22 protein-coding genes are annotated in these 23389 nt (G+C 64.4%); 11 read left to right on the top strand and 11 right to left on the bottom strand.

Annotated elements, in window-relative coordinates:
• Positions 1-4 precede the first annotated feature (4 nt).
• Positions 5-1315 (top strand): hemolysin family protein, encoded by a 1311-nt coding sequence (locus tag FJ938_RS06615; protein WP_140613009.1) that lies wholly within the window; start codon positions 5-7, stop codon positions 1313-1315.
• Between the two features lie 102 nt (positions 1316-1417).
• On the opposite strand, the gene FJ938_RS06610 is transcribed toward FJ938_RS06615, so the two are convergent.
• Positions 1418-2296, bottom strand: a complete 879-nt coding sequence (locus tag FJ938_RS06610) for a DMT family transporter (RefSeq protein WP_140692486.1) — start codon at positions 2294-2296, stop codon at positions 1418-1420.
• Positions 2297-2422: 126 nt separating this feature from the next.
• Between FJ938_RS06610 and FJ938_RS29825 the strand changes: the two genes are divergently transcribed.
• On the top strand, positions 2423-2791 hold the full coding sequence (locus tag FJ938_RS29825) for a hypothetical protein (protein ID WP_246673212.1): 369 nt from the start codon (positions 2423-2425) through the stop codon (positions 2789-2791).
• A gap of 172 nt (positions 2792-2963) precedes the next feature.
• Here the strand turns inward: FJ938_RS29825 and FJ938_RS06595 are convergent, their stop codons facing one another.
• Entirely contained in the window at positions 2964-3578 is a 615-nt protein-coding gene (locus FJ938_RS06595) for an NAD(P)H-dependent oxidoreductase (protein WP_140692256.1), read from the bottom strand.
• Positions 3579-3669: 91 nt separating this feature from the next.
• Here FJ938_RS06595 and FJ938_RS06590 point away from each other — a divergent pair, with 91 nt between their 5' ends.
• Complete coding sequence (locus FJ938_RS06590) at positions 3670-4038, top strand: helix-turn-helix domain-containing protein (RefSeq protein ID WP_181165755.1); 369 nt, start codon at positions 3670-3672, stop codon at positions 4036-4038.
• A gap of 159 nt (positions 4039-4197) precedes the next feature.
• On the opposite strand, the gene FJ938_RS06585 is transcribed toward FJ938_RS06590, so the two are convergent.
• The 3 genes from FJ938_RS06585 to FJ938_RS06575 all read right to left on the bottom strand — a co-directional run bounded on the left by FJ938_RS06585 (position 4198) and on the right by FJ938_RS06575 (position 5975).
• Complete coding sequence (locus FJ938_RS06585) at positions 4198-4401, bottom strand: hypothetical protein (protein ID WP_140692253.1); 204 nt, start codon at positions 4399-4401, stop codon at positions 4198-4200.
• Between the two features lie 115 nt (positions 4402-4516).
• On the bottom strand, positions 4517-4912 hold the full coding sequence (locus FJ938_RS06580; protein ID WP_140613005.1) for an acyl-CoA thioesterase: 396 nt from the start codon (positions 4910-4912) through the stop codon (positions 4517-4519).
• 121 nt (positions 4913-5033) lie between these two features.
• The gene (locus FJ938_RS06575; protein WP_140692251.1) at positions 5034-5975 is read right to left on the bottom strand and encodes a phosphoribosylaminoimidazolesuccinocarboxamide synthase; all 942 of its coding nucleotides are present in this window, start codon (positions 5973-5975) and stop codon (positions 5034-5036) included.
• A 250-nt stretch (positions 5976-6225) separates the two neighbouring features.
• On the opposite strand from FJ938_RS06575, the gene FJ938_RS06570 reads away from it, so the two are divergent.
• Genes FJ938_RS06570 through FJ938_RS06560 form a run of 3 tightly spaced genes read left to right on the top strand, consistent with a single transcriptional unit; the run spans position 6226 to position 9967 of the window.
• Complete coding sequence (locus FJ938_RS06570; RefSeq protein WP_140692248.1) at positions 6226-7842, top strand: GMC family oxidoreductase N-terminal domain-containing protein; 1617 nt, start codon at positions 6226-6228, stop codon at positions 7840-7842.
• Positions 7839-9053 (top strand): mandelate racemase/muconate lactonizing enzyme family protein, encoded by a 1215-nt coding sequence (locus FJ938_RS06565; protein WP_140692245.1) that lies wholly within the window; start codon positions 7839-7841, stop codon positions 9051-9053. The genes FJ938_RS06570 and FJ938_RS06565 overlap by 4 nt, the downstream gene beginning before the upstream one ends.
• On the top strand, positions 9050-9967 hold the full coding sequence (locus FJ938_RS06560; protein ID WP_140692242.1) for an NAD(P)-dependent oxidoreductase: 918 nt from the start codon (positions 9050-9052) through the stop codon (positions 9965-9967). The genes FJ938_RS06565 and FJ938_RS06560 overlap by 4 nt, the downstream gene beginning before the upstream one ends.
• A gap of 377 nt (positions 9968-10344) precedes the next feature.
• Here the strand turns inward: FJ938_RS06560 and FJ938_RS06555 are convergent, their stop codons facing one another.
• Positions 10345-11283, bottom strand: coding sequence for a diacylglycerol kinase family protein (locus FJ938_RS06555; RefSeq protein ID WP_140692240.1), 939 nt, complete (start codon positions 11281-11283; stop codon positions 10345-10347).
• Between the two features lie 831 nt (positions 11284-12114).
• Here FJ938_RS06555 and FJ938_RS06550 point away from each other — a divergent pair.
• A complete protein-coding gene (locus FJ938_RS06550) occupies positions 12115-12636 on the top strand; it encodes a hypothetical protein (protein ID WP_140692237.1) in 522 nt (173 codons plus the stop codon).
• A 4-nt stretch (positions 12637-12640) separates the two neighbouring features.
• On the opposite strand, the gene FJ938_RS06545 is transcribed toward FJ938_RS06550, so the two are convergent.
• The 4 genes from FJ938_RS06545 to FJ938_RS06535 all read right to left on the bottom strand — a co-directional run bounded on the left by FJ938_RS06545 (position 12641) and on the right by FJ938_RS06535 (position 14052).
• Entirely contained in the window at positions 12641-13264 is a 624-nt protein-coding gene (locus tag FJ938_RS06545; RefSeq protein ID WP_140692234.1) for a hypothetical protein, read from the bottom strand.
• Positions 13177-13515 (bottom strand): hypothetical protein, encoded by a 339-nt coding sequence (locus tag FJ938_RS29820; RefSeq protein ID WP_246673211.1) that lies wholly within the window; start codon positions 13513-13515, stop codon positions 13177-13179. The genes FJ938_RS06545 and FJ938_RS29820 overlap by 88 nt, the downstream gene beginning before the upstream one ends.
• The gene (locus FJ938_RS29340) at positions 13482-13655 is read right to left on the bottom strand and encodes a hypothetical protein (RefSeq protein ID WP_181169020.1); all 174 of its coding nucleotides are present in this window, start codon (positions 13653-13655) and stop codon (positions 13482-13484) included. The genes FJ938_RS29820 and FJ938_RS29340 overlap by 34 nt, the downstream gene beginning before the upstream one ends.
• 154 nt (positions 13656-13809) lie before the next feature.
• Positions 13810-14052: a DUF1344 domain-containing protein gene (locus FJ938_RS06535; protein WP_140612997.1), complete on the bottom strand. Its 243-nt coding sequence runs from the start codon at positions 14050-14052 to the stop codon at positions 13810-13812.
• Between the two features lie 450 nt (positions 14053-14502).
• Between FJ938_RS06535 and FJ938_RS06530 the strand changes: the two genes are divergently transcribed.
• Positions 14503-14997 carry a DUF2314 domain-containing protein gene (locus tag FJ938_RS06530; protein ID WP_140692232.1) on the top strand — a complete coding sequence of 165 codons (495 nt, stop codon included), beginning with the start codon at positions 14503-14505 and terminating at the stop codon, positions 14995-14997.
• A gap of 210 nt (positions 14998-15207) precedes the next feature.
• Here the strand turns inward: FJ938_RS06530 and FJ938_RS06525 are convergent, their stop codons facing one another.
• Positions 15208-16236: a CapA family protein gene (locus tag FJ938_RS06525; RefSeq protein WP_140692229.1), complete on the bottom strand. Its 1029-nt coding sequence runs from the start codon at positions 16234-16236 to the stop codon at positions 15208-15210.
• A gap of 175 nt (positions 16237-16411) precedes the next feature.
• Between FJ938_RS06525 and FJ938_RS06520 the strand changes: the two genes are divergently transcribed.
• The 3 genes from FJ938_RS06520 (at position 16412) to uvrB (ending at position 23210) form a co-directional block, all read left to right on the top strand.
• A complete protein-coding gene (locus FJ938_RS06520; RefSeq protein ID WP_140692227.1) occupies positions 16412-17668 on the top strand; it encodes a hypothetical protein in 1257 nt (418 codons plus the stop codon).
• 508 nt (positions 17669-18176) lie between these two features.
• Entirely contained in the window at positions 18177-19796 is a 1620-nt protein-coding gene (locus FJ938_RS06515; RefSeq protein ID WP_140692224.1) for a DUF2778 domain-containing protein, read from the top strand.
• 123 nt (positions 19797-19919) lie between these two features.
• A complete protein-coding gene (gene uvrB / locus FJ938_RS06510) occupies positions 19920-23210 on the top strand; it encodes an excinuclease ABC subunit UvrB (protein ID WP_140692221.1) in 3291 nt (1096 codons plus the stop codon).
• The last annotated feature ends 179 nt before the right edge of the window (positions 23211-23389 follow it).

Here is a 23389-nt window from a genome sequence, read left to right as displayed (position 1 = left end):
CCTCATGCTATACGTTGAAATCGCTATCGTGGTCGTCCTCATTTGCGTGAACGGCCTTCTGGCAATGTCCGAGCTCGCCATTGTCTCGTCACGGCCAGCCCGGCTCAAGGCAATGATCGACCGCAATATCAACGGCGCCGGCCGTGCCCTGGCGCTCGGCTCCGATCCCGGCAAATTTCTGTCCTCGGTGCAGATCGGCATCACCCTGGTTGGTATCCTCTCCGGCGCCTTCTCCGGCGCCACGCTGGGGGATCGACTGGCGGTGTTCCTGGCCTCGACCGGCATCCGCGAAAGCATCGCCGACCCGCTCGGCGTCGGCATCGTGGTCGCCATCATCACCTATTTCTCACTGATTGTTGGCGAACTCGTGCCCAAGCAGATCGCCTTGCGCGATCCCGAGCGGGTTGCCGTCCGCGCGGCGCCCGCGATGACCATCCTTGCCACCGTTTCGGCGCCATTGGTGTTCCTGCTCGACATTTCCGGCCGGGCTGTCCTGTGGCTGCTCGGCCAGCGCGGCGAAAGCGAGGAGAAGGTCACCGACGAGGAGATCAAGATGCTGGTCGCCGAGGCCGAGCATCACGGCACCATCGAATCCGACGAGCGGCGCATGATCGCCGGCGTCATGCGGCTTGGTGACCGCGCCGTGCGCGCCGTGATGTCGCCGCGCACCGACGTCGACTGGATCAATCTGCAGTCCGACGATGCCACGATCCGCAAGCTTTTGATGGAGACGCAGCATTCGCGGCTGCCGGCCGGCGACGGCAGCGTCGACGCCATGATCGGCGTCGTCCAGACCCGCGACGTGCTGGCGGCGCTGCTTGCCGGCCGCGCGCTCGATCCGCGCAAACATGTGCGCGCGGCACCCATCGTCCACGACCAGGCCGACGCACTGGACGTGCTGCAAAAGCTGAAGGAATCCGACGTGCCGATGGCGCTGGTGCATGACGAGTACGGCCACTTCGAAGGCATCGTCACCCCTGCGGACATCCTCGAGGCCATCACCGGCGTCTTCCGCTCGGATCTCGAAGCCGGCGAGGAAGAAAACGCCGTCCAGCGCGACGACGGCTCATGGCTGCTCGCCGGCTACATGCAGGCCGACGAGATGGCCGAGGTCCTCGGCATCGACCTGCCGGAAAACCGCGATTATGAGACCGTCGCCGGCTACGTGCTGTCACACATGCATCATTTGCCAACAACCGGCGAATGCGTCGACGCTCAAGGTTGGCGCTTCGAAGTGGTCGATCTCGACGGCCGCCGCATCGACAAGCTGATCGCCACCCGTCTGCCGAGCGGCCACCGCGAGGTGGTACGCTGACAACGGAGGTCAAGCTGATCGAGATAGCCGCGAGGATCAGACCAGGGACCCTGCGGCTTGCCCAAGTTGCGTTAGCCGTCTGATTCGAGGGAACTCGCTCCCTCAAACCGTGGCTTCGATTGGTTCGGCAAGTCTGGGGTTTGAGCGCGTGGCGATCAGGCAGCTGGCCACGATGAGGCCTGCTCCGCCCAGCGTGGTCCAGGTCACCGCCTCGTCGAAGAAGAGGAAGCCGAGCGCGATCGCCCAGATGAAGGCCGAGTATTCCGTCGGGATCAGATATTGCGCTTCGGCGCGGGCATAGGCCCAGCTCATCAGGAATTGGCCGGCGAGTGACAGTGCCGTCACTCCGGCAAGCGGAAGCCAGAGATTGCCCGGCAAGGCAATGGCGAGCCAGGGCGCGGCAAAACCAAGGATCACCGCAACGCAAAGGTTCTGGAACAGCATGATCTCGATTGGCTTGGCCACCAGCGCCTGTTGCCGCGCAAGGATCAGATTGTAGGCGTAGAACACGGTCGACACGAGCACCGCGGCCGTCCCAAGCAGGGCATCGCCGGCATAGCTTCTCTGTCCGAACTGTCCGGCCACGATGATTGCGACGCCCGCCATCCCGGCCAAAGAGGCCCAGATCGCCTGCCGCTGTATCCGCTCGCCCAGCAAAAGCGCGGCCAGGAGAAGCGCAAACAGGGGCGCCACGAAACTAAGCCCGATCGCCTCTGCCAGCGGCAGCCTGGCAAGCCCCCAGAAGAAGGACAAAAGGACGATGCCGACAACAGCGGCCCGCAGCGCATGCAGCCTCAGCACCGAGGGAGCAGGAAGCGAGCGCGGCCCCGCCAACCAGCCCGTGCCCGCGACCACGGTCGCCAGCATGCTGCGCCACAGGACCGTGTTGTAGACGCCGACCGCGATGACCAGCACCTTCATCGCGGCATCCATGCCGGACAGGAGGAAGATGCCAAGCGCGCATACGAGCACCGGGATCATCGGGGAAACGGCGCCGGACAGGCTGGATGACTTCACGCGGGCTTACTCAGGTGACGGATGCAAGCTGACATATCAGGGCGAGATGGCTGGGCCAGATGGCAGCTCCGACCATATGGCGGTCCAACGATGCCGGCGCGCCTCGCGCTGCGCGGCCCGCACCGGCAAAGCGGGCCGATCCTGCTGCTCGACCAGGACCGCAGCCGATGGAACTGGTCGCTGATCCGCCGCGGTCTCGACGGCCTGAACCGCGCGATGACCCTGACACCGACACCCGGCCTCAATCTGCTGCAGGCGATGATCGCCGCCTGCCATGCCCGCGCAGTGACCGCCGCCGACACCGACTGGATCGCGATATCGGCCTATCACCAGGCTCTCGCCCTGGCCGGCTCGGCGCCGCCCCTCATCGCCCTGCCGGGCACTTCTCCACCTACAGTGACGGGGAGAAGGCCGCTGTCATCGATGGTTTCGCGAAACAGAAACGTTGCAGAATATTAAGCCGAGGTCGCGGCCAGCCCCTTCTCCCCGTCACTATACGGGGAGAAGGTGGCGGCAGCCGGATAAGGGGCAGCGCGACGTCGCTCGAGCAGCACTCATGGGGCCCCTCCAACGAAAAAGGGCGGCGCAAGCGCCGCCTCATATCCCTTGGGAGGATAATCTCAAAGACCGATCAGGCCGCCTTGATTTCATCGTCGACCACTTCGGCGTCGCGCGCCTTCTTCAGCGCCTTGGCCCACCAGGCGACATCGTTGACCAGCGCGGCGGCGGCCTGGTTCAGGTGCTCGAGATCCTCAAGCTTCTTCTCGCCCTGGCGCACGGCGAGGAAGTCGCCCCAGGCGATATGGACGGCGGACTTGACCGGCGCCATCTGCAGTTCGACGGCATGGAGGCGGAGCTGCTCGACGGCGCGGGCGCCACCGACGCTGCCATAGCCGACGAAGCCGGCCGGCTTCTTGTTCCATTCGTTGGCGGCGTAGTCGATGGCGTTCTTCAGCACCGCCGTCGGGCCATGATTGTATTCGGCGGCGGTGAAGATGAAGCCGTCATACTCGGCAACCTTCTTCTGCCAGCGCTGCGCCACCTCGTTGGTCGAAGGCACCCAGGCGGAGGAGGCAACTTCGTCGAAGAAAGGCAGCGGGAAGTCACGCAGGTCGACGACTTCCACGTCGATGTCGGCATGCGACTTGGCGATCTTGGCGATCTTGGCGATCCATTGGGTGGGCACATCGGCGAAGCGCGCGGCGCGCGTCGAACCAACGATGATGGCGATCTTGGGTTTTGACATGGGAGGCTCTCCATTCCGGTAAAAGCTGGTATCGTTTAGATACCGGCGCTATATGAGATACTGTCAACTCCAGACGCAAGGAGGCACCTTTTTGTTACTGAGGCACCCGCACCGCACCGAAGACTGCCGCGCCATTTCGGAAATCCTGCAGCGTGTCGGCGACAAATGGACCGTGCTCGTGGTCGGCAAGCTTGGCGATGGGCCGCTGCGTTTCAATGAGTTGCGCGCCGCTGTCGGCGGCATCTCGCAGAAGATGCTGACCACCACCTTACGCGGCCTGGAACGCGACGGCTTCGTCACCCGCACCGTGTTCCCGACCATCCCGCCGCGCGTCGATTACGAGCTGACCGAACTCGGCCACGAACTCCTGATTCCGGTCAGCGCGCTTGGCGAATGGGCACGCAGGAACACCCAGCGCGTCAAGGCGGCACGCGAAAAATTCGACGGGATGCATGGCTGAAACCCTTGCGCGGCAAGGAGTCCGGTATCTCGCGATGAGCGACATTGCCTGACGGCAGGCGAACCCGTGACCGCTAAACGAGGCCGCCAAACTTTGCCTATCGCCGGCCAGCACACCCGCTACTTTGACGACGATAGTCGCGAGCCCTGAGGCAACCATTCAGGCTCTTGGCGCCATGTTCCCGCAAGGCGCCGGCCTGCAGATCGCGCATGCCGCGGCTGGCACCCCGACGCCCTTGTCGCCCTGCAAGCAGGCGGTGCGTGGAAGGTCGTCCTTGACTTCGGCATAGGCGGTTACGCTCAGCAGGCAGACCAGAGCGACAAGGGCTGCCACGAGCCAGCCGTTCAGCATGTGTTGACGCATTGTCTCTCCTCCAACGCGGCAGAATCGGGCGTGAGGGCAACCGTCGGATGTCGCTAAGCGCGGCGCCCGCACGGCCGATGTTACAATTTGGCCTGTATGAGAGAACGGGCTGTTGTCAACTCTCGGCCGGCACCGCCTTCGGCTTGCCCTCGCCGTCCAGCGCCACCATGACGAAATCGGCGTGCGTCACCTTTTCCATCAGGTCGGAGAGATAGCGCTGCGCCCAGGCCTCGACCTTGAGCGTCATCGAGGTGCGGCCGACGCGTTCGACATGGGTGTAGATGCACAGCGTGTCGCCGATCTTCATCGGCTTGGCGAAGGACATCTCCTTGACCGCCGCCGTCACCACGCGCCCCCTGGCTCGCTCGGCGGCGCGGATGCCGCAGGCAAGGTCCATCTGCGCCATTACCCAGCCGCCGAAAATGTCGCCGGCCGCATTGGCGTCCGAAGGCATGGCGAGCGTACGCAGCGTCAGGTCTCCGATCGGCCGTCCATCCGCGTAGTGCACCATGCGAGAAATCCCTCGAGATCGATTGCCCTCGATCCCGTAGCGTCAGGGCGCAGGCACGTCAACGCGCCTTGGGACGGCGCGGTCCACGCCCGCCGCACCGGCGGCAAGGCACGCCTGTCCATTAGAAGTAGCGCGCGAGGTTCGAGCGGATGCGATCGAGAACGGTATTTCCGGAAACGTCAGGCACGAATCCCTTGCCCGTGATCGCCTCGTGGGCCTGCACATAGACCCTGGAAGCCTGCTCGACGATTTCGTCCGGAATCTTCGGAATTGGATCCTTGTAGGGATCGCAGCGAGCCGCCACCCATGATCTGATGAAATCCTTGTCAAAGCTCTCCGGCCGCGTGCCGCTTGCGAGCGCCTGTTCGTAACTCGCCGCGATCCAGTAGCGACTGCTGTCGGGCGTGTGGATTTCGTCGGCCAGGATGATGGTGCCGTTCCTGTCGGTGCCGAATTCGTATTTCGTGTCGGCCAGGATCAGGCCGCGCTCGGCGGCGCGTTCCTGGCCGCGCGCGAACAGCTTCAAGGCGTAGCTCGAAACGGTATCCCATTGCGCCTGGGTGAGCAGGCCCTGCTCTATGATCTCGGCTCTGGACAACGGCTCGTCATGGCTGCCATCCGCCGCCTTGCTCGTCGGCGTGATGACAGGCTCGGCCAGCTTCTCATTGTCGCGCAACCCGTCCGGCAGGCGCATTCCATACATGTCCCGCTCGCCGCGCTTGTAGCGGGTCAGGATCGAGGTCCTGGTAGTGCCCGCCAGATAGCCGCGCACGACGATCTCGACCGGCAGGATATCGAGCCTTGTGCCGACGACGACATTGGGATCGGGATATTCGAGCACATGGTTCGGGCAGATATCGGCGGTTTCTTCGAACCAGTAGCGGGCCGTCTGGGTCAGGATCTCTCCCTTGAACGGGATCGAGGTCAGGATGATGTCAAAGGCGCTGAGGCGGTCGGTGGCGATGATGATGCGCCGCCCGTCGGCTAGGTCGTAATTCTCGCGGACCTTGCCCTTGTAGTGGCCCGGCAGTTCGGGAATGAAAGCATCCGACAGGGTTCGCATCTGATTTCCTGCCTTCCGCAGAGTGGCCAGGGCATGGTTCCGAAATTTGCTCGGAAACATCATGCGCCAGAATAATTCCCCGGCATAGGCTGTCGACGCCATCCATATCAAGCGCGATTGTCGGTATTCCCCGCAACCCGGCCCGGCATCGCGGTCGCTTTTTTCACAACCGATGCCGGAAGGCACGGCGACGCGGCAAGCCCGCCGCGTCTAGGCTGCGGCCAGATTTTCGGAGCCGCTTATTTCCATCATGCAGACTTATGACTTCATCATCGTCGGCTCCGGCTCGGCCGGCTCGGTGCTCGCCGACAAACTGTCGGCTTCGGGCCGCTTCTCGGTGCTGGTGCTCGAAGCCGGCGGCACCGACCGGCGCTTCTACGTGCAGATGCCGCTGGGCTACGGCAAGACCTTCTTCGACCCCAAGGTCAACTGGAACTACAAGCCCGAGCCCGACCCCGGCCTTGGCGGCAATGTCGACCACTGGCCGCGCGGAAAGCTGCTCGGCGGCTCGAGCTCGATCAACGCCATGGTGTGGATCCGGGGCGCACGCGAGGATTTCGACGACTGGCGCGACGCCGGCAATCCCGGCTGGGGTTACGATGATTTGCTGCCGGCCTTCAAGGCGCTCGAGGACAATGAGGCCGGCGCCGACCAATGGCGCGGCACCGGCGGCCCGCTGCACATCACCGACACCACGAAGGCCGTCCACCCGCTGACGAAGCGCTATCTCGCCGCCGGCCAGCAGGCCGGTCTGCCCCTTAATCCCGATTTCAACGGCGCCTCTCAGGAAGGCGTCGGCATCTACCAGATCTCGACCAGGAACGGCCGCCGTATGTCGGCGGCCCGCGCCTTCCTGCGCCCGGCGATGAAGCGCGGCAATGTCCGCGTCGAGACCAACGCGCTGGCAAGCCGCATCCTGTTCGAAGGCAAGCGCGCCGTCGGCATCGAATATCTTCAGAACGGCCAGACGAAAACGGCCCGCGCCGGCCGCGAGGTGATTCTTTCCACCGGCTCGATCAACTCGCCGCAGCTTTTGCAGCTCTCCGGCATCGGACCCTCGCCGCTGCTCAAGCAGTTGGGCATCCCGGTCGTTCATGCCAACGAGAATGTCGGCGCCAATCTGCAGGACCATGTCGGCATCAACTACACCTTCAAGGGCAAATTGCCGACGCTCAACCAGATCCTGCGTCCCTGGTGGGGCAAGCTGCTGGTCGGCATGCAGTACATCCTCACCCGTTCCGGCCCGCTGTCGCTCTCGATGAACCATGGCGGTGGTTTCTTCCGCACCGACCCGGCGGCCACGCGGCCCAACATGCAGCTCTATTTCCAGGCGTTCTCGACCATCATTCCAAAGAGCGGCGAGCGTCCGATCCTGACTCCCGATCCCTGGCCGGGCTTCTCCATCGGCCTCTCCAACTGCCGCCCGTCCAGCCGTGGCGAGATCATGATCCGCTCCAGCAACCCGCTGGATCATCCAAAAATCGTCGCCAACGCCTATTCGACCAATGCGGACATCGACGAAATGCTGGCGGCGGTGAAATTCGTGCGCAAGATCGCCTCGATGCCGGCCATGGCCGAGATCATCGCCGAAGAGGTCCTGCCCGGCCCTTCGATCCAGTCCGACGCCGACCTGATCACGGATTTCAGGAAGCGCTCCGGCACCGTCTATCACCCGGTTTCGACCTGCCGCATGGGCCCCGATCCCTCGCGCGCCGTCGTCGATCCGCGCCTCAGGGTGCATGGGCTCGAAGGCCTGCGCGTCATCGACGCGTCGATTTTCCCGGACAACATCACCGGCAACACCAACGCCGCCTCCGTCATGACCGGATGGAAGGGCGCCGAACTGGTTCTGGAGGACCACAAATGAAGATCACCGACGTCAAGACCTGGGTTGTCGGCAACCCGCCGCCCGGCATCGGCGGCAAGTATTTCATCTTCGTCAAACTGACCACCGATGGCGGCGTGGTCGGTTATGGCGAGGCCTACAACGCCACCTTCTCGGCCCATGTCACCGCCAGGATGGTCGAGGACATGGCCGAGCGCTATCTCGTCGGCCGCGACCCGCACGACATCGAGAACTTCTTCCGCCGCGCCTATTCCTCCGGCTTCACCCAACGTCCCGACGTGTCTGGCATGGGCTGTTTCTCGGCGCTCGAAATGGCCTGCTGGGACATCATCGGCAAGGAAGCCGGCAAGCCGGTCTACAAGCTGCTCGGCGGCCAGGTGCACGAGACATTGCGCTCCTACACCTATCTTTATCCGCACACCGGCAGCGTTCATTCCGAGGATGCGCCGGACGGCAGGAATGTCTATAACGATCCCGATCTGGCGGCCGCCTGCGCGCTCGAATATGTCGAGCAGGGCTTCAATGCCGTCAAGCTCGACCCGGCCGGCCCCTACACCGCCTTCGACGGCCATCAGCCGCGCCTGCTCGACATCGATGTCTCCACCCGCATGATCAAGGCGATCCGCGAGGCGGTCGGCACCCGCGCCGACATCCTGTTCGGCACGCATGGCCAGTTCACCGCATCGGGCGCGCTGCGCATGGCGCGCGCCATCGAGCCCTATGATCCGCTGTGGTTCGAGGAGCCGGTGCCGCCGGATATGCCCGAAGTGATGGCGCAGGTCGCTCGCGGCACCTCCATCCCGATCGCCACCGGCGAGCGGCTGACGACAAAGTCCGAATTCGCCCGCGTCATCGAGAACCGCGCCGCGACCATCCTGCAACCGGATCTCGGCCGCTCCGGCGGCATCCTCGAAACCAAGAAGATCGCGGCGATCGCCGAGGCCTACCACATCCAGATCGCGCCGCACTGCTATTGCGGGCCGCTGGTCGGCGCCGCCAACATCCAGCTCGCGGTGACGCTGCCCAACTTCCTCATTCTCGAATCCCTGAAGCAGTGGGACGGGTTCCACGCCACGCTGCTGAAGAAGAAGATCGAGTGGCAGGACGGCAATGTCATCCCGTCGAAGGAGCCCGGCCTCGGCGTCGAGCTCAACGAGGACGTCTGCGACGCGCATCCCTACACCGGCAAGGACCTGCATCTGCAGATGATGCAGACACCGCTGATGCCGTGAGCGAAAGCTACGCCTTCATTGGCCTTGGCCATCTCGGCGGCAACCTTGCCGCCAGCCTGGTCCGCAACGGCTTCGCGGTCATCGTCTTCGACCGCGACCCTGCCGCCGTCGAGCGCCTGGTAGCGCTCGGCGCCACCGCCGCCAGCAGCCCTGCCGAGGCCGCCGCCCGCGCCGGCAATGCCATCTCTTGCCTGCCCTCGCCCAAGGTCAGCGAAGCGGTACTGGCCGGCCCCGGCGGATTGCTGGAAGGTCTACCCAGGGGCGGTACCTGGATCGAGATGTCGACCAATGGCCGTGACGAGATCGTGCGCCTCGCCGCCCTCGCCACCGCCAAAGGCGTCGAGACGTTGGAATGCCCGGTCACCGGCGGCGTGCATCTGGCGGCGGCGGGCAAGATCACCGCGCTGGTCGGCGGCGATACGGCGCTCTACGAGCGCCACCGCCGGGCCATCGAGGCAATGTGCGCCAAGTCCTTCCTGATGGGCCCGGTTGGCTCGGCGGCGGTAATCAAGGTGATCACCAACATGCTGGCCTTCATCCATCTCGTCGCTGCCGGCGAGGCATTGATGCTGGCCAAGCAAGGCGGACTCGACCTCGCCCAGTCCTATCATGCCATCGTGGCCTCCTCCGGCAACAGCTTCGTCCATGAGACCGAAAGCCAGCTCGTTCTCAACGGCTCCTACGATATCGGCTTCACCATGGACCTGGCGCTGAAGGACCTTGGCTTCGCGCTGGGCATGGGCAAGGATTTCGGCGTGCCGCTCGAACTGGCCTCGCGCGTCAACGCGATTTTCGAGCAAGGCAAGGAAGCCTATGGCGGCGGAGCCTGGTCGACCCAGATCGTCAAGCTGCTCGAGGACACTGTCGGTACAGACCTGCGCGCCGCCGGTTTCCCGGCCAAGCTGGAGATATGATCCCGGCAAACCAGCGAATGAAATCAAGGCGTTGAGCAAGCATCTGGAATCACGGCCGCAACAACTTGAATCAGAGCTAGAACGTCCCGACTGGTTTATCGGGAGAGTTTCGATCAGACTGCATGTCTCGGCGATTGGCGGGAAACACCCTTCCCTTCGTCATCCTATGGCGAAGCAAGGAGCGAAGCGACGCGGCGCAGACCATAGGATCCATGCCGTGAGTTCAAAGCGTTGCGACGGCCCGAAATTCTGCTCCGCCGCACTCTTCGGCCAAGGTCGCGGCATGGATCCCAGGGTCTCCGCGACGGAGCTTCGCTCCTGCTTCGCCCTGGGATGACGACGTTGTGGGACGCTCTACCCTCGGGCAACGCCTTGATTCAATATCTGAGCGTCAGGGCGCCGGGCAGGATCTCGAAGGTCGCCGGAATGCGGCCGGGCGACTCGCCGTCTATGTCGACCAGCGCACCGTTCTCTGCACCATCGCCAAGCGGTTCGACAACCACTTTCCTGCCGCGCAATATGGTGATCGCCGGGTGGTTGCGATGCCGGCCGCCATAGAGCAGGCGGATGTCCCAGATCAATTTCAGCTTGCCCGCCGCGCGCAGGATGACGATGTCGAACTGCCCGTCGGTCAGTTCGGCATCGGGCGCGATCATCATGCCGCCGCCGAAGAACTTTCCATTGGCCACCGCCACCAGCGCCATGCGTGCCTCAACCGGAGCGCCGTCGTCGACGGTGATCCGGACATGCTGGAAGCGATAACGGATGAACTCGACCACGGTGCGCCACAGGAACAGCGTCCTGGCCGACATCCTGCCCTTGCGCTTGTCGGCGTTGACGGCGCGGTCGGTGGCGCCTGACAGGCCGAGGCTGGCGATGTTGATGAAGTGACGGCTGGCCAGCGCGCCATGGTCGTCGATGTAGCAGATGCGGCCGGCATCGACGGCCCTCGCCTTCGCCTCGGCGATCCGCTTCAGGGTCGCATCCACCGCCCTCGGCAGGCCGAGCCCGCGCGCGAAATCGATGCCGGTGCCGCAGGGCAGCAAGCCGAGCTCGGTCTTCCGCCCGCCTTCCTCGCCGGCCTGCAGCAGCCCGTCGGCCACTTCGCTGGCGGTGCCGTCGCCCCCGGCCGCGATCACCAGATCGAAGCCATTCACCGCGAGATCGATCGCCAGCCGTTCGGCATCGCCCTCGGCCTGCGTCTCGCGCATCACGAACTCGCCGAAGTGTTTTCTCAGCGCGGCGGCGACATCAGGCCAATGCCGTTTCAGCCGGCCGCCACCCGCAATCGGATTGAGCACCACCCCGACTTTCAAATGCTCGCTCTCCCCGGCACCGAGCCTACGTGCTCGATCCTTTGCCGGCATTGAAGCCCGCGTCCATCGGCGGAGCAAGAGGGACTTTCCATCGGAGCGTGGAAAAGCAGGGGCGGGCTGTCTAAAGCAGTCAGGACCGAAATTCCGGGCCCAGTGGCAAACGCTCCCCGATAATCCCACTATCCACAGGCCCGGGACCATTTCCCGGAACCCTTACCCGGCGTAAGTTCAACCCATCTCAGGCGGCTACCGATCATCGAGCCGAAAGGCGAAAGTGAAAGGCGGATTTCCTGAGGCCCGTACGGCCCGGATCGAGAACAGGCTTGCCTGTGCGAGGGACGGAAGCCGAGCTACGGGGCCGCGGAAAGCGTGCCAACGCCGACGGCGGACCGATGCTGCCATGAAGGACGGCAAAAACCTTCGATGGCACGCAGGGCAAAGCCCGCAAGGGCCAAGACCAGCGTGGTCTGGAACGGATGCCGCCCTTGGGTGGCCTCTGGCAGGACCGTCAAAATCAAGGCCGGCATGGCGCGACGACTGTACGGAAGTTGCTGCCGCGATCGCGTCCTGATCTGACAGGGAGGCGCTGGGAGAAATCCCGGCGCCGACTGTCTTGTCGCCCCTCCAACTTCTTCCCGGCGACGTTGCGGGTGCCGCTTGAGCGGTAGCCCCGCCACGCGTCGACTGAACCGGATAGACGCGCTCCACCACGCACATTCCACAATCGAGGCCAAAATCCCGCCTTGTTCGCGGGCGATGGAGGATCGTGTGTCGCCTGGAACGCGGCATGCACCTGACTGGCTGCCGGGGGCATCTCGAAGGGACAAGACCGTGATCAAGACCGCCCTTGTCGCCATGACCATTGTGGGCTGCGACTGCGACGCCAAGCTTTGCGAATATATTGGCGAGACGCCGGCCAAATGGTCAACCATCGCCGAGTGCGAAGCCGCGATGAAGAGCCAGATCCTGCGCCAGCATAATTTCAATTATCCCCTGGTGTCCGGCATCTGCCGCACGAAGGGCTCGGCGTCCTCCTCGCAACTGGCCGCTACGGCATCCCGCCCGGAACTGAAGCCCGCCAACCGGACCGTTGCGCCGGAACGGCCGCTGCCGCCGGAGCTGAGCCACCGGCCGAGCGTCCCGGTCGGCTCGCCGACGACGGCCATGGATGCGGCCGCCGCGCGGCCCGTCGCCTATGAACAGGTGGTCGATGGTGGAACCGGCACGCTCTATCGCACCAAGAATGGCTACGCCGTGGTCAAGACCGATCTTGGCCGCGCCGCTTCCGCGACCGCCGACGCGGCAAAGCGTTCGGTGAACTGGCTGGCCGGCCTTGTACCAACGGGACTTTAAGTCCCTACAGTTTGACCTTCAGGCTCTCCCAGAACTTGTCGATCAGCGGCTTTTCGGTGGCTGCGTCCTCGCCGGCGACCCGTGTGATGAACAGCAGGCCCTGATCGGCAAGGCCGAAGCCGACGATCTCGAAATAGGCGGTATCGGTGCGCGTCTTCACCTCGGCGCGGATGCCAGTCAATTCCTTGCCGTCGCCAAGCTTGCGCGTCGTCGGCTGCTGCGTCAGTTCGGCACCCGCCTGCACTGATTCCTTGGTCATTTCCTGCAGCATGAGCTGGTTGAGCGACACCGGATTCATCTTGCCGTATTCCTGCACCACGACGATCGTGCCCAGCGCCGAGGCCATCAGATATTGCGTGATGTTTTCGCCGAGATCGGTCTTGGTCACCGAAATGTCGCTCGGATGGACGAAGGAGAAACTGCCGCCCGAAAAGGTGGCGAAGTCGTTGCGCTCGAGCGTCACCTTGCTCTTTTTGCCGCCGGGCAGCGTCACATCGGCGGTGTCGCCGGGATCGATGTCGACCGTCACGCCATCGATGGTCAACCTGAAGGCCTTGAGGTCCTCGGCTCCGGCCGGTCCAGCGCACAGCGCGATGAGAGTGAGGGCTGCCGCTGATACCATCCGCATTGTTGTTCTCCTGCCTCCAACGCCACCCTGCCCAGCGCCTTGATGGCACGGTAGACGGTCGAGGAAAACAGTTCCGTCGGGTCATATTGCCGTTTTGCCGCCAGGAAGGCCGGCAGCTCGGGATAGGATGCCAGCAATTCCCTGGCCGTATAATGCAGCTGGTAGGGCAGGAAGAAGCGCCCGCCATGCTTGATCGTCACGACGCGCCCGGCGTTCTTCAGCCCCGAAGGCCCGCGCGCCAGCCGCGCCATGGTGGTGTCGCCCCAAGCACCGCGCCGCCGACCACCGCGGCACCGAGCAGCAAGCGCCGCGACAGGCGAAACCCTTTCTGTTCCTCGGCCATGAATATCCCCGTCGGCCAGGGATAGCGCGGCTCTTTGGCAAAAATCATGGCGGCGCTGCCGGAACGGCGTTCCACCACCCTGGTCGGCCAGCGGTGAGCGACCAACAATATGAAAATGGCCGATCCCCTAGGGAATCGGCCAGCATTGGAGCAGGGTCTGAAAGGTCAGGTCAGCAGGTCCGCCGACGCGTGACGTTCATGTCTAGGAAGCCTTCTTGATCGACGTCACCATGCCGGTCTTGTCGTCCACCGTCACCGCTACCTTGGCGCCGACCTTCAGTTTCCCGAGCGCCGCTTTTGGCGACAGCTGGTAGATCTTGCCGTCGTCGAGGGTGATCGACTTGGTCGTCGGATCGACGGCCTGGATGGTGCCCTGAACGGTCGCGGCATAGGCCGTGCCGAGGAAGGCGAGCAGAGCGGCGGTGGTTGCGAGGGTCTTCTTCATCGATAGCACTCCGTGCTGTTTCGGTTTCGTCCGGTTGCCTTGATGGCCGTCGCCTTGGGAACGACGGCACCGAACGAGCCGAGACTGGAATGGAAGACCTGCTTCCTGCAAATCACATTGAGTGAATTTTAGCAAAGGAAATCATAGGCTTAATTCTGACACATTGCTTCCAGCCGACGTGGTTCCCTGATGTTTCGCCCTTGCCAATGAGCCCACTTCTTTCCACGAAAAGAGTCGGTTAGCCGATTGTGGCTGGCGGGTTGCGGGCATCACGCAGCCGCCGCAATCCGTCTGGTGCAGGATCACGAAACAGTCTGGCGGCGTCTCACAGGGTCAAATTTTGTTTCATGGGATCAGCTCGAATGTCCCTTGAGCGGATGAGGCTCGCGTGCCGGTTGCAAACCCGAAATGGATGCGGATGGTGGCGGTTACTATGGTGAGGGGAACTTCATGAAACGCACAGTCCGGACCGTGATATCCCTGATGCTGGCGCTCGCTCCGGGATTGGCCGGCGCACAAGGCGGGGACCCGGGCGACGACAAAACGGTCATCTTTGCTCCGGGCGATCCGGAAATGACGGCGGCCACCGCGCGGGCGCTCGCCAGGCTCGATGAATTCCTGGCCTTGGCAGAAGCGCCTCCCTCCGGCGCGGACAGGTTCAAATTGAAGGTCCAGGTGCGCGACGGCAACGTCACCGAGCACTTCTGGATCATACCGTTTCGCCGCACCGAGGCGGGTTTTGTCGGCATATTGGCCAACCAGCCGGAGCAAGTGCACAATGTGGTACTCGGCCAGAACATCCAGTTCACGCGGGACGATATTTCCGACTGGGGATACACCAGGGACGGCCGCCAGGTCGGCAGCTTCACCGTCTGCGTGATGTTCAAGAGGATGTCCAAGGAAGAGGTCGACTATATGCGCGGCAAATACGGCTTCGACTGCTGAGCCGCCCAGCTTTTGTCTTGACGTGCATCATTGTGCCGAACTGGGTAACCGCATCATATCAAGACTGCGGAGGATGCAGTCTCGACGCGTGGCGAAGAGGTTCAAGGGTGCCTCGCACCTATCGTGCGCCGCGAGGCCGCGCCTTTCGGGCAAACGCTGGCGCCGACCCACCTGGGCGATAGGCAAATAGGCCGGCCTCCGGTTGCAAGACTATGGAAAGACCGCCCTCAACCGCCCCTCGACCTTTCCCCTCATCGCACCTGCCAACGCCTCGACCCGCACCAGCCGTTCATGATCTCCGTCCCGCAGCCGAACAAAGGGATGCAGCCGGTAAGACGCAATGGCACCACGCGTCCCTTCATCGGCGCTGACGTCGACGGCGAAAATCCCGCCAATGCGACCCGGCCAGGGCTGGCGGGCAAAAGCGGTGCCGAGGAAATCACCGAGCCCATAGGCGACGACCGTCCCGCCGATCCGCTCCACCGGCTGAATCACATGGGCGTGATGGCCGGCGATCAGGCCGACGCCCTGCCCGGCCAGGCGTCTGGCCAGTGCCCGCGTCGCGGCGCGCGGAATATGCCGGAACTCCCAGTCCCAATGCGGCACGGCGCAGAGGAGGTCGAGACGATCGCGTGACCAGCCCGTCGGGTCGCTGTCCATCGACACCCGCCCGGCAAACAGGCGCTCGTCGGCATTGCGCCACAGCGTGAAGGCGGCAAAGCCGACACTCAACGGTCCGACTTCGACAGCCTGCACCAGGCCATCGGCGGCCAGGCCAAAGGTGCGGATACCGAGCCGCTTCAGCGCGGCCACCGTCTCGTCGAAACCGGCGACGCCCTGGTCGAGGACATGATTGTTGGCCAGCGACAGCACGAGTTTTTCGCGCGCGATACCGACCGCCGCCAGCGCCTCGGCCAGAAACCGTTCGCTCATCGCATGATGCGTGCCGAGCTTTGTTCCCAACACGGCACTCGGCCTGTCCACGACAGGGCTTTCGCAATTGCCGATCACCAGATCGGCGGCGCCAAGCAGCGCCTTGATCGCCGGATCGCAGTCCGGCGCGCTGCTGTTGGCCACCGCCGAGATGTCGCCGATGAAGGCAAGCCGCACCGTCCGCTCCGGCGGCGGCTCCATCAACGTCCCCGCCATCGGCGCAAACCCGCTGGCGTCGCCGCCGAGCGACGGTTTCAGGAATCGCGGCAGCCAGGACAGTTTGTAGGAGAGCGGATAGTTCGACACGCAATGCCCAATCGTTTGCCTTCTGTAGACCGTCCGCCCGGCCGGTTGAAGCGCGTCCGTCGACAATCATCCCACGATGTCGACCGCGTGACGGGACCGGCAGGCGCGACGCCGTGAATATGTGTATGGTGGAGTATGTGTATGGTAGCCGGGAACACATGCACGGGAGGGAACGATGACACGAATAGCAAGCCTGCTGGCATCCGCCTTCATTGTCCTTGTGCCCCTGTCTTCCGCCAACGCCGCCATGCCCGAAGCGGCAACCGCGCTTTTCCAGGCGAAGACCGTGGCCGCGCGCGACAGTGCGCTTTCGACGCTGGAGGCGGCCGCGCCGAAGGATCCCGCATCGGCCTATGCCGCGGGCGCCGGCGAGTTCTTCACCGCGCTGGAGTTGCTGGCCAGCGGCCTGCACCGCCATGGCTTCGAGAGCCCGCGATCCTTCATGCTGCCGCTGATGCAATTGCCGGTACCAGAAAATCCCAACCCCGAGCCGCTCACCTATGAGCAGTTCCGCGCCATCCTGGTCGCCTTCCGCGACCGGCTGGAAAAATCCGCCACCACGCTTGGTTCGGTGCCGGCCGATGCCGATATCGGCATGGTCATCGACCTCACCCATGTCGGTATCGACCTCAATGAGGACGGCGCGATCGCGCCCGACGAAAGCATGGCGGCCATCATGGCCGCGCTGTCGCGCGGCAGCATCTCGCAGGGCGACGCCACGCCCGCGCTGACTTTCCGCTTCGACCGCGCCGACGGCTATTGGCTGCAGGGCTATGCCGAGTTCCTGATGGCGCAGGCCGATTTCTGGCTGGCGCATGATTTCAGGGGCATGTTCGACGGCTCCTTCCACATGCTGTTCCCACGCGCCAAACTGCCGTTGCAGGACATTCTCGTGCCGCCGCCGAGCGACGTGGGCAGCAACATCTTCTCCTCGGAATGGCGCATCGCCGATTTCATCTCGATGGTGCATCTCATCAACTGGCCGGTGGTCGAGCCGGAGCGCCGCAAGGCGGCGCGTCGGGAACTGCTCGAAATGATCCGGCTGTCGCGCGAAGATTGGAAGGCGATCCGCGCCGAAACAGACAATGATCGCGAATGGCTGCCCGGCCCGCAGCAGAAGGGTGAGAACCCGCTCACCGGTCTCGAAGTCGGCGAGGAACAGGTGCAGGCCTGGCTCGCCACCTTGACCATGGCCGAGGATCTGCTGGACGGGCGTGTGCTGCTGCCGCATTTCCGCATCACCGGCAAGGGCATCAACATGAAGCGCTTCTTCGACGAGCCCAAGCCTTTCGACCTCGTTCTGTCGATCACCGGCCCCGGCATCGCGCCCTACCTCGAAAGCGGCAAGATTCTGACCAGCGAGGATTTCGACCAGATCCAGCGCGAGTTCGGCGGCGGCGGGTTCTTGACTTTCGCGCTCTGGTTCAACTGAGGCTTGGCTTCCTCCGCAGTTGGCGCCATTGCCCCGCCGCACCTACGGGCACGCAGCACAAGGAAGGCAGAAGCCTTGAGCCTGCCGGCCCGAAAATCTCTGGCAATATGGCAACGGTTTTGCGGGGTGCCGCAGGCGTTTTCAGTGACCAGGCGAACGGCGGATGGCGTGCCCGATTGCCGCAGGCACCGCCGAACCGCCTTACTACAAACATTAGCAGAGGCTGTTTTGCTTGACTTGGCCGGCAAAAACAGGCAGCAAAACACCCTTGGAAGGGCTGCAATACCGCGTGCATGGTCGTGGACAAGCCTTTTTTGGCACAAAGTCCACGTCTCTCGGTTGGTTTTGAGAGGGATTGGTTAACCAACTTTGTCCATATTTTAAAGCAATCGGCAACTAACGACAGGCGCGGCAAACGCGTCGGGGACCACCTGGGATCACTCACAGAATGGTCGTCGCGGCTATCACAGCCGCGGACGTGGGAGCCGATTGGAGCAAGATTGGTTGCATGGCGTTCTTGAGTAAGAAAATCGTCGGGGACAAGCGTTGGGACGGCGAGAACGCCTGCGACGCGCCACGTGCCTCATCCTTCAACCCTGAACGGATCGTCCGCTGGGTGGCGGTGCCCGGCGTCGGTGCTGCCGTAAGCCTATGGCTGGTCGGCACGATGGTTGGCCTCAGCTCCGTCGGCGCTTCCCTGTCGTCGACGTCAAGCGGCCTGCCGCCGACGCTGTCCATGCCGGGCTCGCTCGCGCTCGCCGATCCGCTGAAACAACATTTCCTCAGTTCTTCGGCGCCTTTCGTGCTGGCCAACGCCCATGGCGGTGCCCATGCCCTGCATGACCATGCCGTGCAATGCGGTGCTGGCTGCTTCAGGCTCGCCGCGGTGAGCCCCCGGGCGGAGAAATCCACGCGCCTTGTGGCGCGGGCAAAGCCGGCACCTGCTGTCGCCCCGCCGACCGTCAAGTCGAAGTCGCAGGAGCGTTTCGAACGCATGGAAGCGTCGCTGTCGCCGTCCAGGCTCGCTGCGGCCTTCGCCGGCGCCGGGAAGCCGGCTGCCGCCCCCAACGCCCGTCCCGTGATTTCCAGCGCCACGCCGCAAATCACCGAGGCATCGCTGGTGCCATCCGTCCAGGTCGTGGCCAGCCTGTCGGATGACATGCCGCCCCCGGCGGCGGAGCGCTTCGCCCGTATGGACACGGGTTCCGTTGTCGTCCAGACCGCGCCGGCGCCTATGGGTTTTGCCCAGTCGGAGACGCCCGATAACGCGCAGCTGGCGCTTGCCCTCGTGCAGTCGATGCCGGTCGAGGACGAAGCATTCGCCTCGCCGCTGCCGATGACCGAATCCTCGGCCGACGTCGCGGTTGCCCCTGTCGAGACCCGGCAGGAACAGCCCGGCGACGCCGCTTCGCTGCCGGACGCGCTCACCGATGACGTGCCGCTGCCGACGCGTCGCCCGCAATACGACGCGCCGCAGCCCAAGGCCGTGGAGCAGGACAAGTCGGCTCCACAGCCCAGGATCGTGGAGCAGAAGCCGCTTCCGCAGGCCAAACCGGTCCAGCAGGCCAGGCAGCCGGCCCGGCAAGGGCGGTCTGGTGATGGCGGCGACGCGTTGGCCTACGCCAAGCCCGACACGCCTTCGGGCGGCCTCGGCCAGGCGTTCAGGAACCTGTTCAGCGGGCCGAGCGCCGGAAGCGGAGCCGGCCACGGCGTAGCCGTCTACGACATCTCGGCCAAGACCGTCTACATGCCGGATGGCCAGCGGCTCGAGGCGCATTCGGGCTTGGGCGCCATGGTCGACCAGCCGCGCTATGTCCACGTGAAGGATCGTGGTCCGACGCCGCCCAACACCTACAATCTGTCGCTGCGCGAGTCCCGCTTCCATGGCGTCGAGGCCATCCGCCTGACACCGGTGGGCGGCGGCAACAAATACAACCGCAACGGCCTGCTCGCCCACACCTACATGCTGCGCGGCGGCCGCGCCGAGTCCAATGGCTGCGTCGTCTTCAGGGACTATGCGCGCTTCCTCGCCGCCTTCAAGAAGGGCAAGGTCACACGACTCGTCGTAGTGCCACGCTTAAGCGGATCGCCGACCCAGGTGGCGTCGGATAACGCACGCGGTGCCTGAAGACTGAAAGGCGCCGCGGCAGTTGCCACTTCCTGACAGCCTGCTGTCAGGAGCCGGAGCAGGCGCTGCGCCTCGCTCCATCCCGCTCTTTCCATTTTCGCCAGGAAATCCCATATTCGGGACATGGCCAAATCCCCCGACAAAAGAACGCCGCCGACGGCGAATGACGACCGCGCCGCGCCGAAGCGGCGCAGCCCGCTGACCGATTTCCTCGACGCCTCGGAGCCGCTGCACAAGGGCGGCTTCGCCGAGATGCCGCAACCCGAACTGTCGGGCACCCCGCTGACCGGTTCGATCTCCGATTGGGCCGAGCAGATCGAGCAGGAAGCAGAACGCGAAGGGCGCCACCTGATCTCCCCCCCTGAGGGGGAGATGCCGCCGAGGGCGACAGAGGGGGTCGCCGGAGGAAGCGCTCGACATAAAGAGGCGCCGAATCCGGTCGAACCGACCCCACCCGGCGGCTCCGCCGCCACTCTCCCCTCGGGGGGGAGGGATGGCGCCAAGTCGAAGAAAATTCCCGAGCGCTCCGCCGCGCCGGGCCGCACCGCGCGCGGCACCTCGATGGGTGGCGCGGCCACCGCCCGTGAACGCGCGGCAGCGGGCCTCAATCCGGTCGCCGGCCTCGATGTTTCGCTGGAAGAGGCCGAAACGATGACGTCGAGTGGCGTCACCGCCACCGTGGCCGCGCTGTCGGCGCTGATCGAATCCGGCAATCCGCTGCACAAGGACGGCGTGCTGTGGACGCCGCACCGCCCTGCCCGCCCGGAAAAATCCGAAGGCGGCATCGCCATCAAGATGGTGTCCGACTTCGAGCCGGCCGGCGACCAGCCGACCGCCATCAAGGACCTGGTGGAAGGCGTCGACAACAACGACCGCACCCAGGTGCTGCTCGGCGTCACCGGCTCCGGCAAGACCTTCACCATGGCAAAGGTGATCGAGGAGACGCAGCGCCCGGCTTTGATCCTGGCGCCGAACAAGACGCTTGCCGCACAGCTCTATTCCGAGTTCAGGAAGTTCTTCCCCGACAATGCGGTGGAGTATTTCGTCTCCTACTACGACTACTACCAGCCGGAAGCCTACGTCCCGCGCACCGACACCTTTATCGAGAAGGAATCCTCGATCAACGAACAGATCGACCGCATGCGCCATTCGGCGACGCGTTCGCTGCTCGAACGCGACGACGTCATCATCGTCGCCTCGGTGTCCTGCATCTACGGTATCGGTTCGGTCGAGACCTATACGGCGATGACCTTCCAGATGCAGATCGGCGACCGGCTCGACCAGCGCGCCCTGCTCGCCGATCTCGTCGCCCAGCAATACAAGCGGCAGGACATCAATTTCGTCCGCGGCTCGTTCCGCGTGCGCGGCGACACGATCGAGATCTTCCCCGCCCACCTTGAGGACCGCGCCTGGCGCATCTCGATGTTCGGCGACGAGATCGAGGCAATCACCGAGTTCGATCCGCTGACCGGCCAGAAGACCGGCGAGCTGAAAAGCGTCAAAATCTACGCCAACTCGCACTATGTGACGCCGCGCCCGACCCTGAACCAGGCGATCAAGTCGATCAAGGAAGAGCTCAAGCTGCGGCTGGTCGAACTGGAACGCGCCGGCCGCCTGCTGGAGGCGCAGCGGCTGGAGCAGCGCACCCGCTTCGACCTGGAGATGCTGGAAGCCACCGGTTCCTGCGCCGGCATCGAGAACTATTCGCGCTATCTGACCGGCCGCCAGCCGGGCGATCCGCCGCCGACGTTGTTCGAGTACATTCCAGACAATGCGCTGGTCTTCATCGATGAGAGCCATGTCACCGTGCCGCAGATCGGCGGCATGTATCGCGGCGACTTCCGGCGCAAGGCGACGCTGGCCGAATATGGCTTCCGCCTGCCGTCCTGCATGGACAACCGGCCGCTGCGTTTCGAGGAATGGGACGCCATGCGTCCACTCTCCGTCGCCGTGTCGGCGACGCCCGGCGCCTGGGAAATGGAGCAGGCCGGCGGCGTCTTCGCCGAGCAGGTCATCCGCCCGACCGGGCTGATCGATCCGCCGGTCGAGGTGCGCCCGGCCAAGAGCCAGGTCGACGATGTCGTCGGCGAGATCCGTGAGACCACCAAGGCCGGCTACCGCACGCTGGTGACGGTGCTGACCAAGCGCATGGCCGAGGACCTGACCGAATATCTGCACGAGCAAGGTGTGCGCGTGCGCTACATGCACTCCGACATCGACACGCTGGAGCGCATCGAGATCCTGCGCGATTTGCGCCTCGGCGCTTTCGACGTGCTGGTCGGCATCAACCTCCTGCGTGAGGGCCTCGACATTCCCGAATGCGGCTTCGTCGCCATCCTCGACGCCGACAAGGAAGGTTTTTTGCGCTCGGAGACATCGCTGATCCAGACCATCGGCCGCGCCGCCCGCAACGTCGACGGCAAGGTCATCCTCTACGCGGACCAGGTCACCGGCTCGATGGAGCGGGCTATGGCGGAAACCAACCGCCGCCGCGAAAAGCAGATGGAGTGGAACGCCGCCAACGGCATCACGCCGGAATCGGTGAAGTCGCGCATCTCGGACATCCTGGACTCGGTCTACGAGAAGGACCACGTCCGTGCCGACATCTCGCAGTTCACCGACAGTGCCGGCGCCATGATGGGCAACAATTTCAAGGCCCATCTCGACGCGCTGGACAAGCAGATGCGCGACGCCGCCGCCAATCTCGACTTCGAGAAGGCGGCCCGCATCCGCGACGAGATCAAGCGGCTGCGCGAGATGGAACTGTCAATCTCCGACGATCCGCTGGCGCGCGAGGTGGAAGGCCAAAGCCCCGCCTCCGGCCGCGAAAAGGGCAAGCATAACAAGGGCGTGGCCAAACATCGTACGGTGGAGGAACAGGAGCGTTTCCGCAAGCTCGACGAAGCACGTGCCGCGGAGGAGGCGGCCAAGGCCGCCCGGCCCAACCTGTTCCGCAAGCCCGCGCTCGACGAGATGGGCGCCGACGGCGCCGTGCCGGTGAAGAAGCCGCTGTTCGCCAAGCCGTCGATCGACGACATGGGGCCCGGCACCGACATGCCGACGCCGGCCGGTGCGGTGTCACGCTCGCTGTTCAAGAAACAGTCGGCCTCCGAAGCGCATGGGTCCGACTTCGGCATCCCCGGCGAACCGACCAAGCCGCTGTTCAAGAAGAATTCGCTGGACGAGATGACCGTGCGGCGGACCGAAACGCCCGTTGAAGGAAAGAAGCCGGCCAGGCTCCAGCCGATCCCACCCGTTGTGGGGGCCGGCAGGACAGAGGGGGGCGCGAAGGAGCGCGACGATTCCGCCAAACCGATTGTCCGTCAGCGCGCCGGCATCGGCTCTTATGAGGATCCAGGCGATGCCCGCCGCGAAAAGCGCCGCCCAGGCAAGACAGGTCGGCCGGGACGATAGGGAGAGGGAGTTCAGGCGCGTGGCTTCTGAAAACGAGCGTCGCGCTGCCCCCCATCCCCCTGCCGGCACCTTCTCCCCGTAAACGGGGAGAAGTCAGCTGGCCGCGACCTCGCGCCCGTCCTGCAACGCTGGCGATTGGCGAAATATAAGTTGGCAGCAGCGTCCTTCTCCCCGTCACT

The organism is Mesorhizobium sp. B2-4-14 (assembly GCF_006442155.1).
Lineage (GTDB): Bacteria > Pseudomonadota > Alphaproteobacteria > Rhizobiales > Rhizobiaceae > Mesorhizobium.
This window is presented reverse-complemented; position numbering and strand designations above follow the sequence as displayed.

Coding starts and splice junctions, on each gene's coding strand:
- FJ938_RS29820 (WP_246673211.1), bottom strand. CDS start 13,515: ATGGCGCGGCTGGCGCGCGGGCCTTCGGGGCTGAAGAACGCCGGGCGC.
- FJ938_RS06570 (WP_140692248.1), top strand. CDS start 6,226: ATGCAGACTTATGACTTCATCATCGTCGGCTCCGGCTCGGCCGGCTCG.
- FJ938_RS29825 (WP_246673212.1), top strand. CDS start 2,423: ATGCCGGCGCGCCTCGCGCTGCGCGGCCCGCACCGGCAAAGCGGGCCG.
- uvrB (WP_140692221.1), top strand. CDS start 19,920: ATGGCCAAATCCCCCGACAAAAGAACGCCGCCGACGGCGAATGACGAC.
- FJ938_RS06615 (WP_140613009.1), top strand. CDS start 5: ATGCTATACGTTGAAATCGCTATCGTGGTCGTCCTCATTTGCGTGAAC.
- FJ938_RS06580 (WP_140613005.1), bottom strand. CDS start 4,912: ATGGTGCACTACGCGGATGGACGGCCGATCGGAGACCTGACGCTGCGT.
- FJ938_RS06610 (WP_140692486.1), bottom strand. CDS start 2,296: ATGATCCCGGTGCTCGTATGCGCGCTTGGCATCTTCCTCCTGTCCGGC.
- FJ938_RS06585 (WP_140692253.1), bottom strand. CDS start 4,401: ATGCGTCAACACATGCTGAACGGCTGGCTCGTGGCAGCCCTTGTCGCT.
- FJ938_RS06545 (WP_140692234.1), bottom strand. CDS start 13,264: ATGCGGATGGTATCAGCGGCAGCCCTCACTCTCATCGCGCTGTGCGCT.
- FJ938_RS06520 (WP_140692227.1), top strand. CDS start 16,412: ATGACACGAATAGCAAGCCTGCTGGCATCCGCCTTCATTGTCCTTGTG.
- FJ938_RS06565 (WP_140692245.1), top strand. CDS start 7,839: ATGAAGATCACCGACGTCAAGACCTGGGTTGTCGGCAACCCGCCGCCC.
- FJ938_RS06575 (WP_140692251.1), bottom strand. CDS start 5,975: ATGCGAACCCTGTCGGATGCTTTCATTCCCGAACTGCCGGGCCACTAC.
- FJ938_RS06515 (WP_140692224.1), top strand. CDS start 18,177: ATGGCGTTCTTGAGTAAGAAAATCGTCGGGGACAAGCGTTGGGACGGC.
- FJ938_RS29340 (WP_181169020.1), bottom strand. CDS start 13,655: ATGATTTTTGCCAAAGAGCCGCGCTATCCCTGGCCGACGGGGATATTC.
- FJ938_RS06595 (WP_140692256.1), bottom strand. CDS start 3,578: ATGTCAAAACCCAAGATCGCCATCATCGTTGGTTCGACGCGCGCCGCG.
- FJ938_RS06535 (WP_140612997.1), bottom strand. CDS start 14,052: ATGAAGAAGACCCTCGCAACCACCGCCGCTCTGCTCGCCTTCCTCGGC.
- FJ938_RS06530 (WP_140692232.1), top strand. CDS start 14,503: ATGAAACGCACAGTCCGGACCGTGATATCCCTGATGCTGGCGCTCGCT.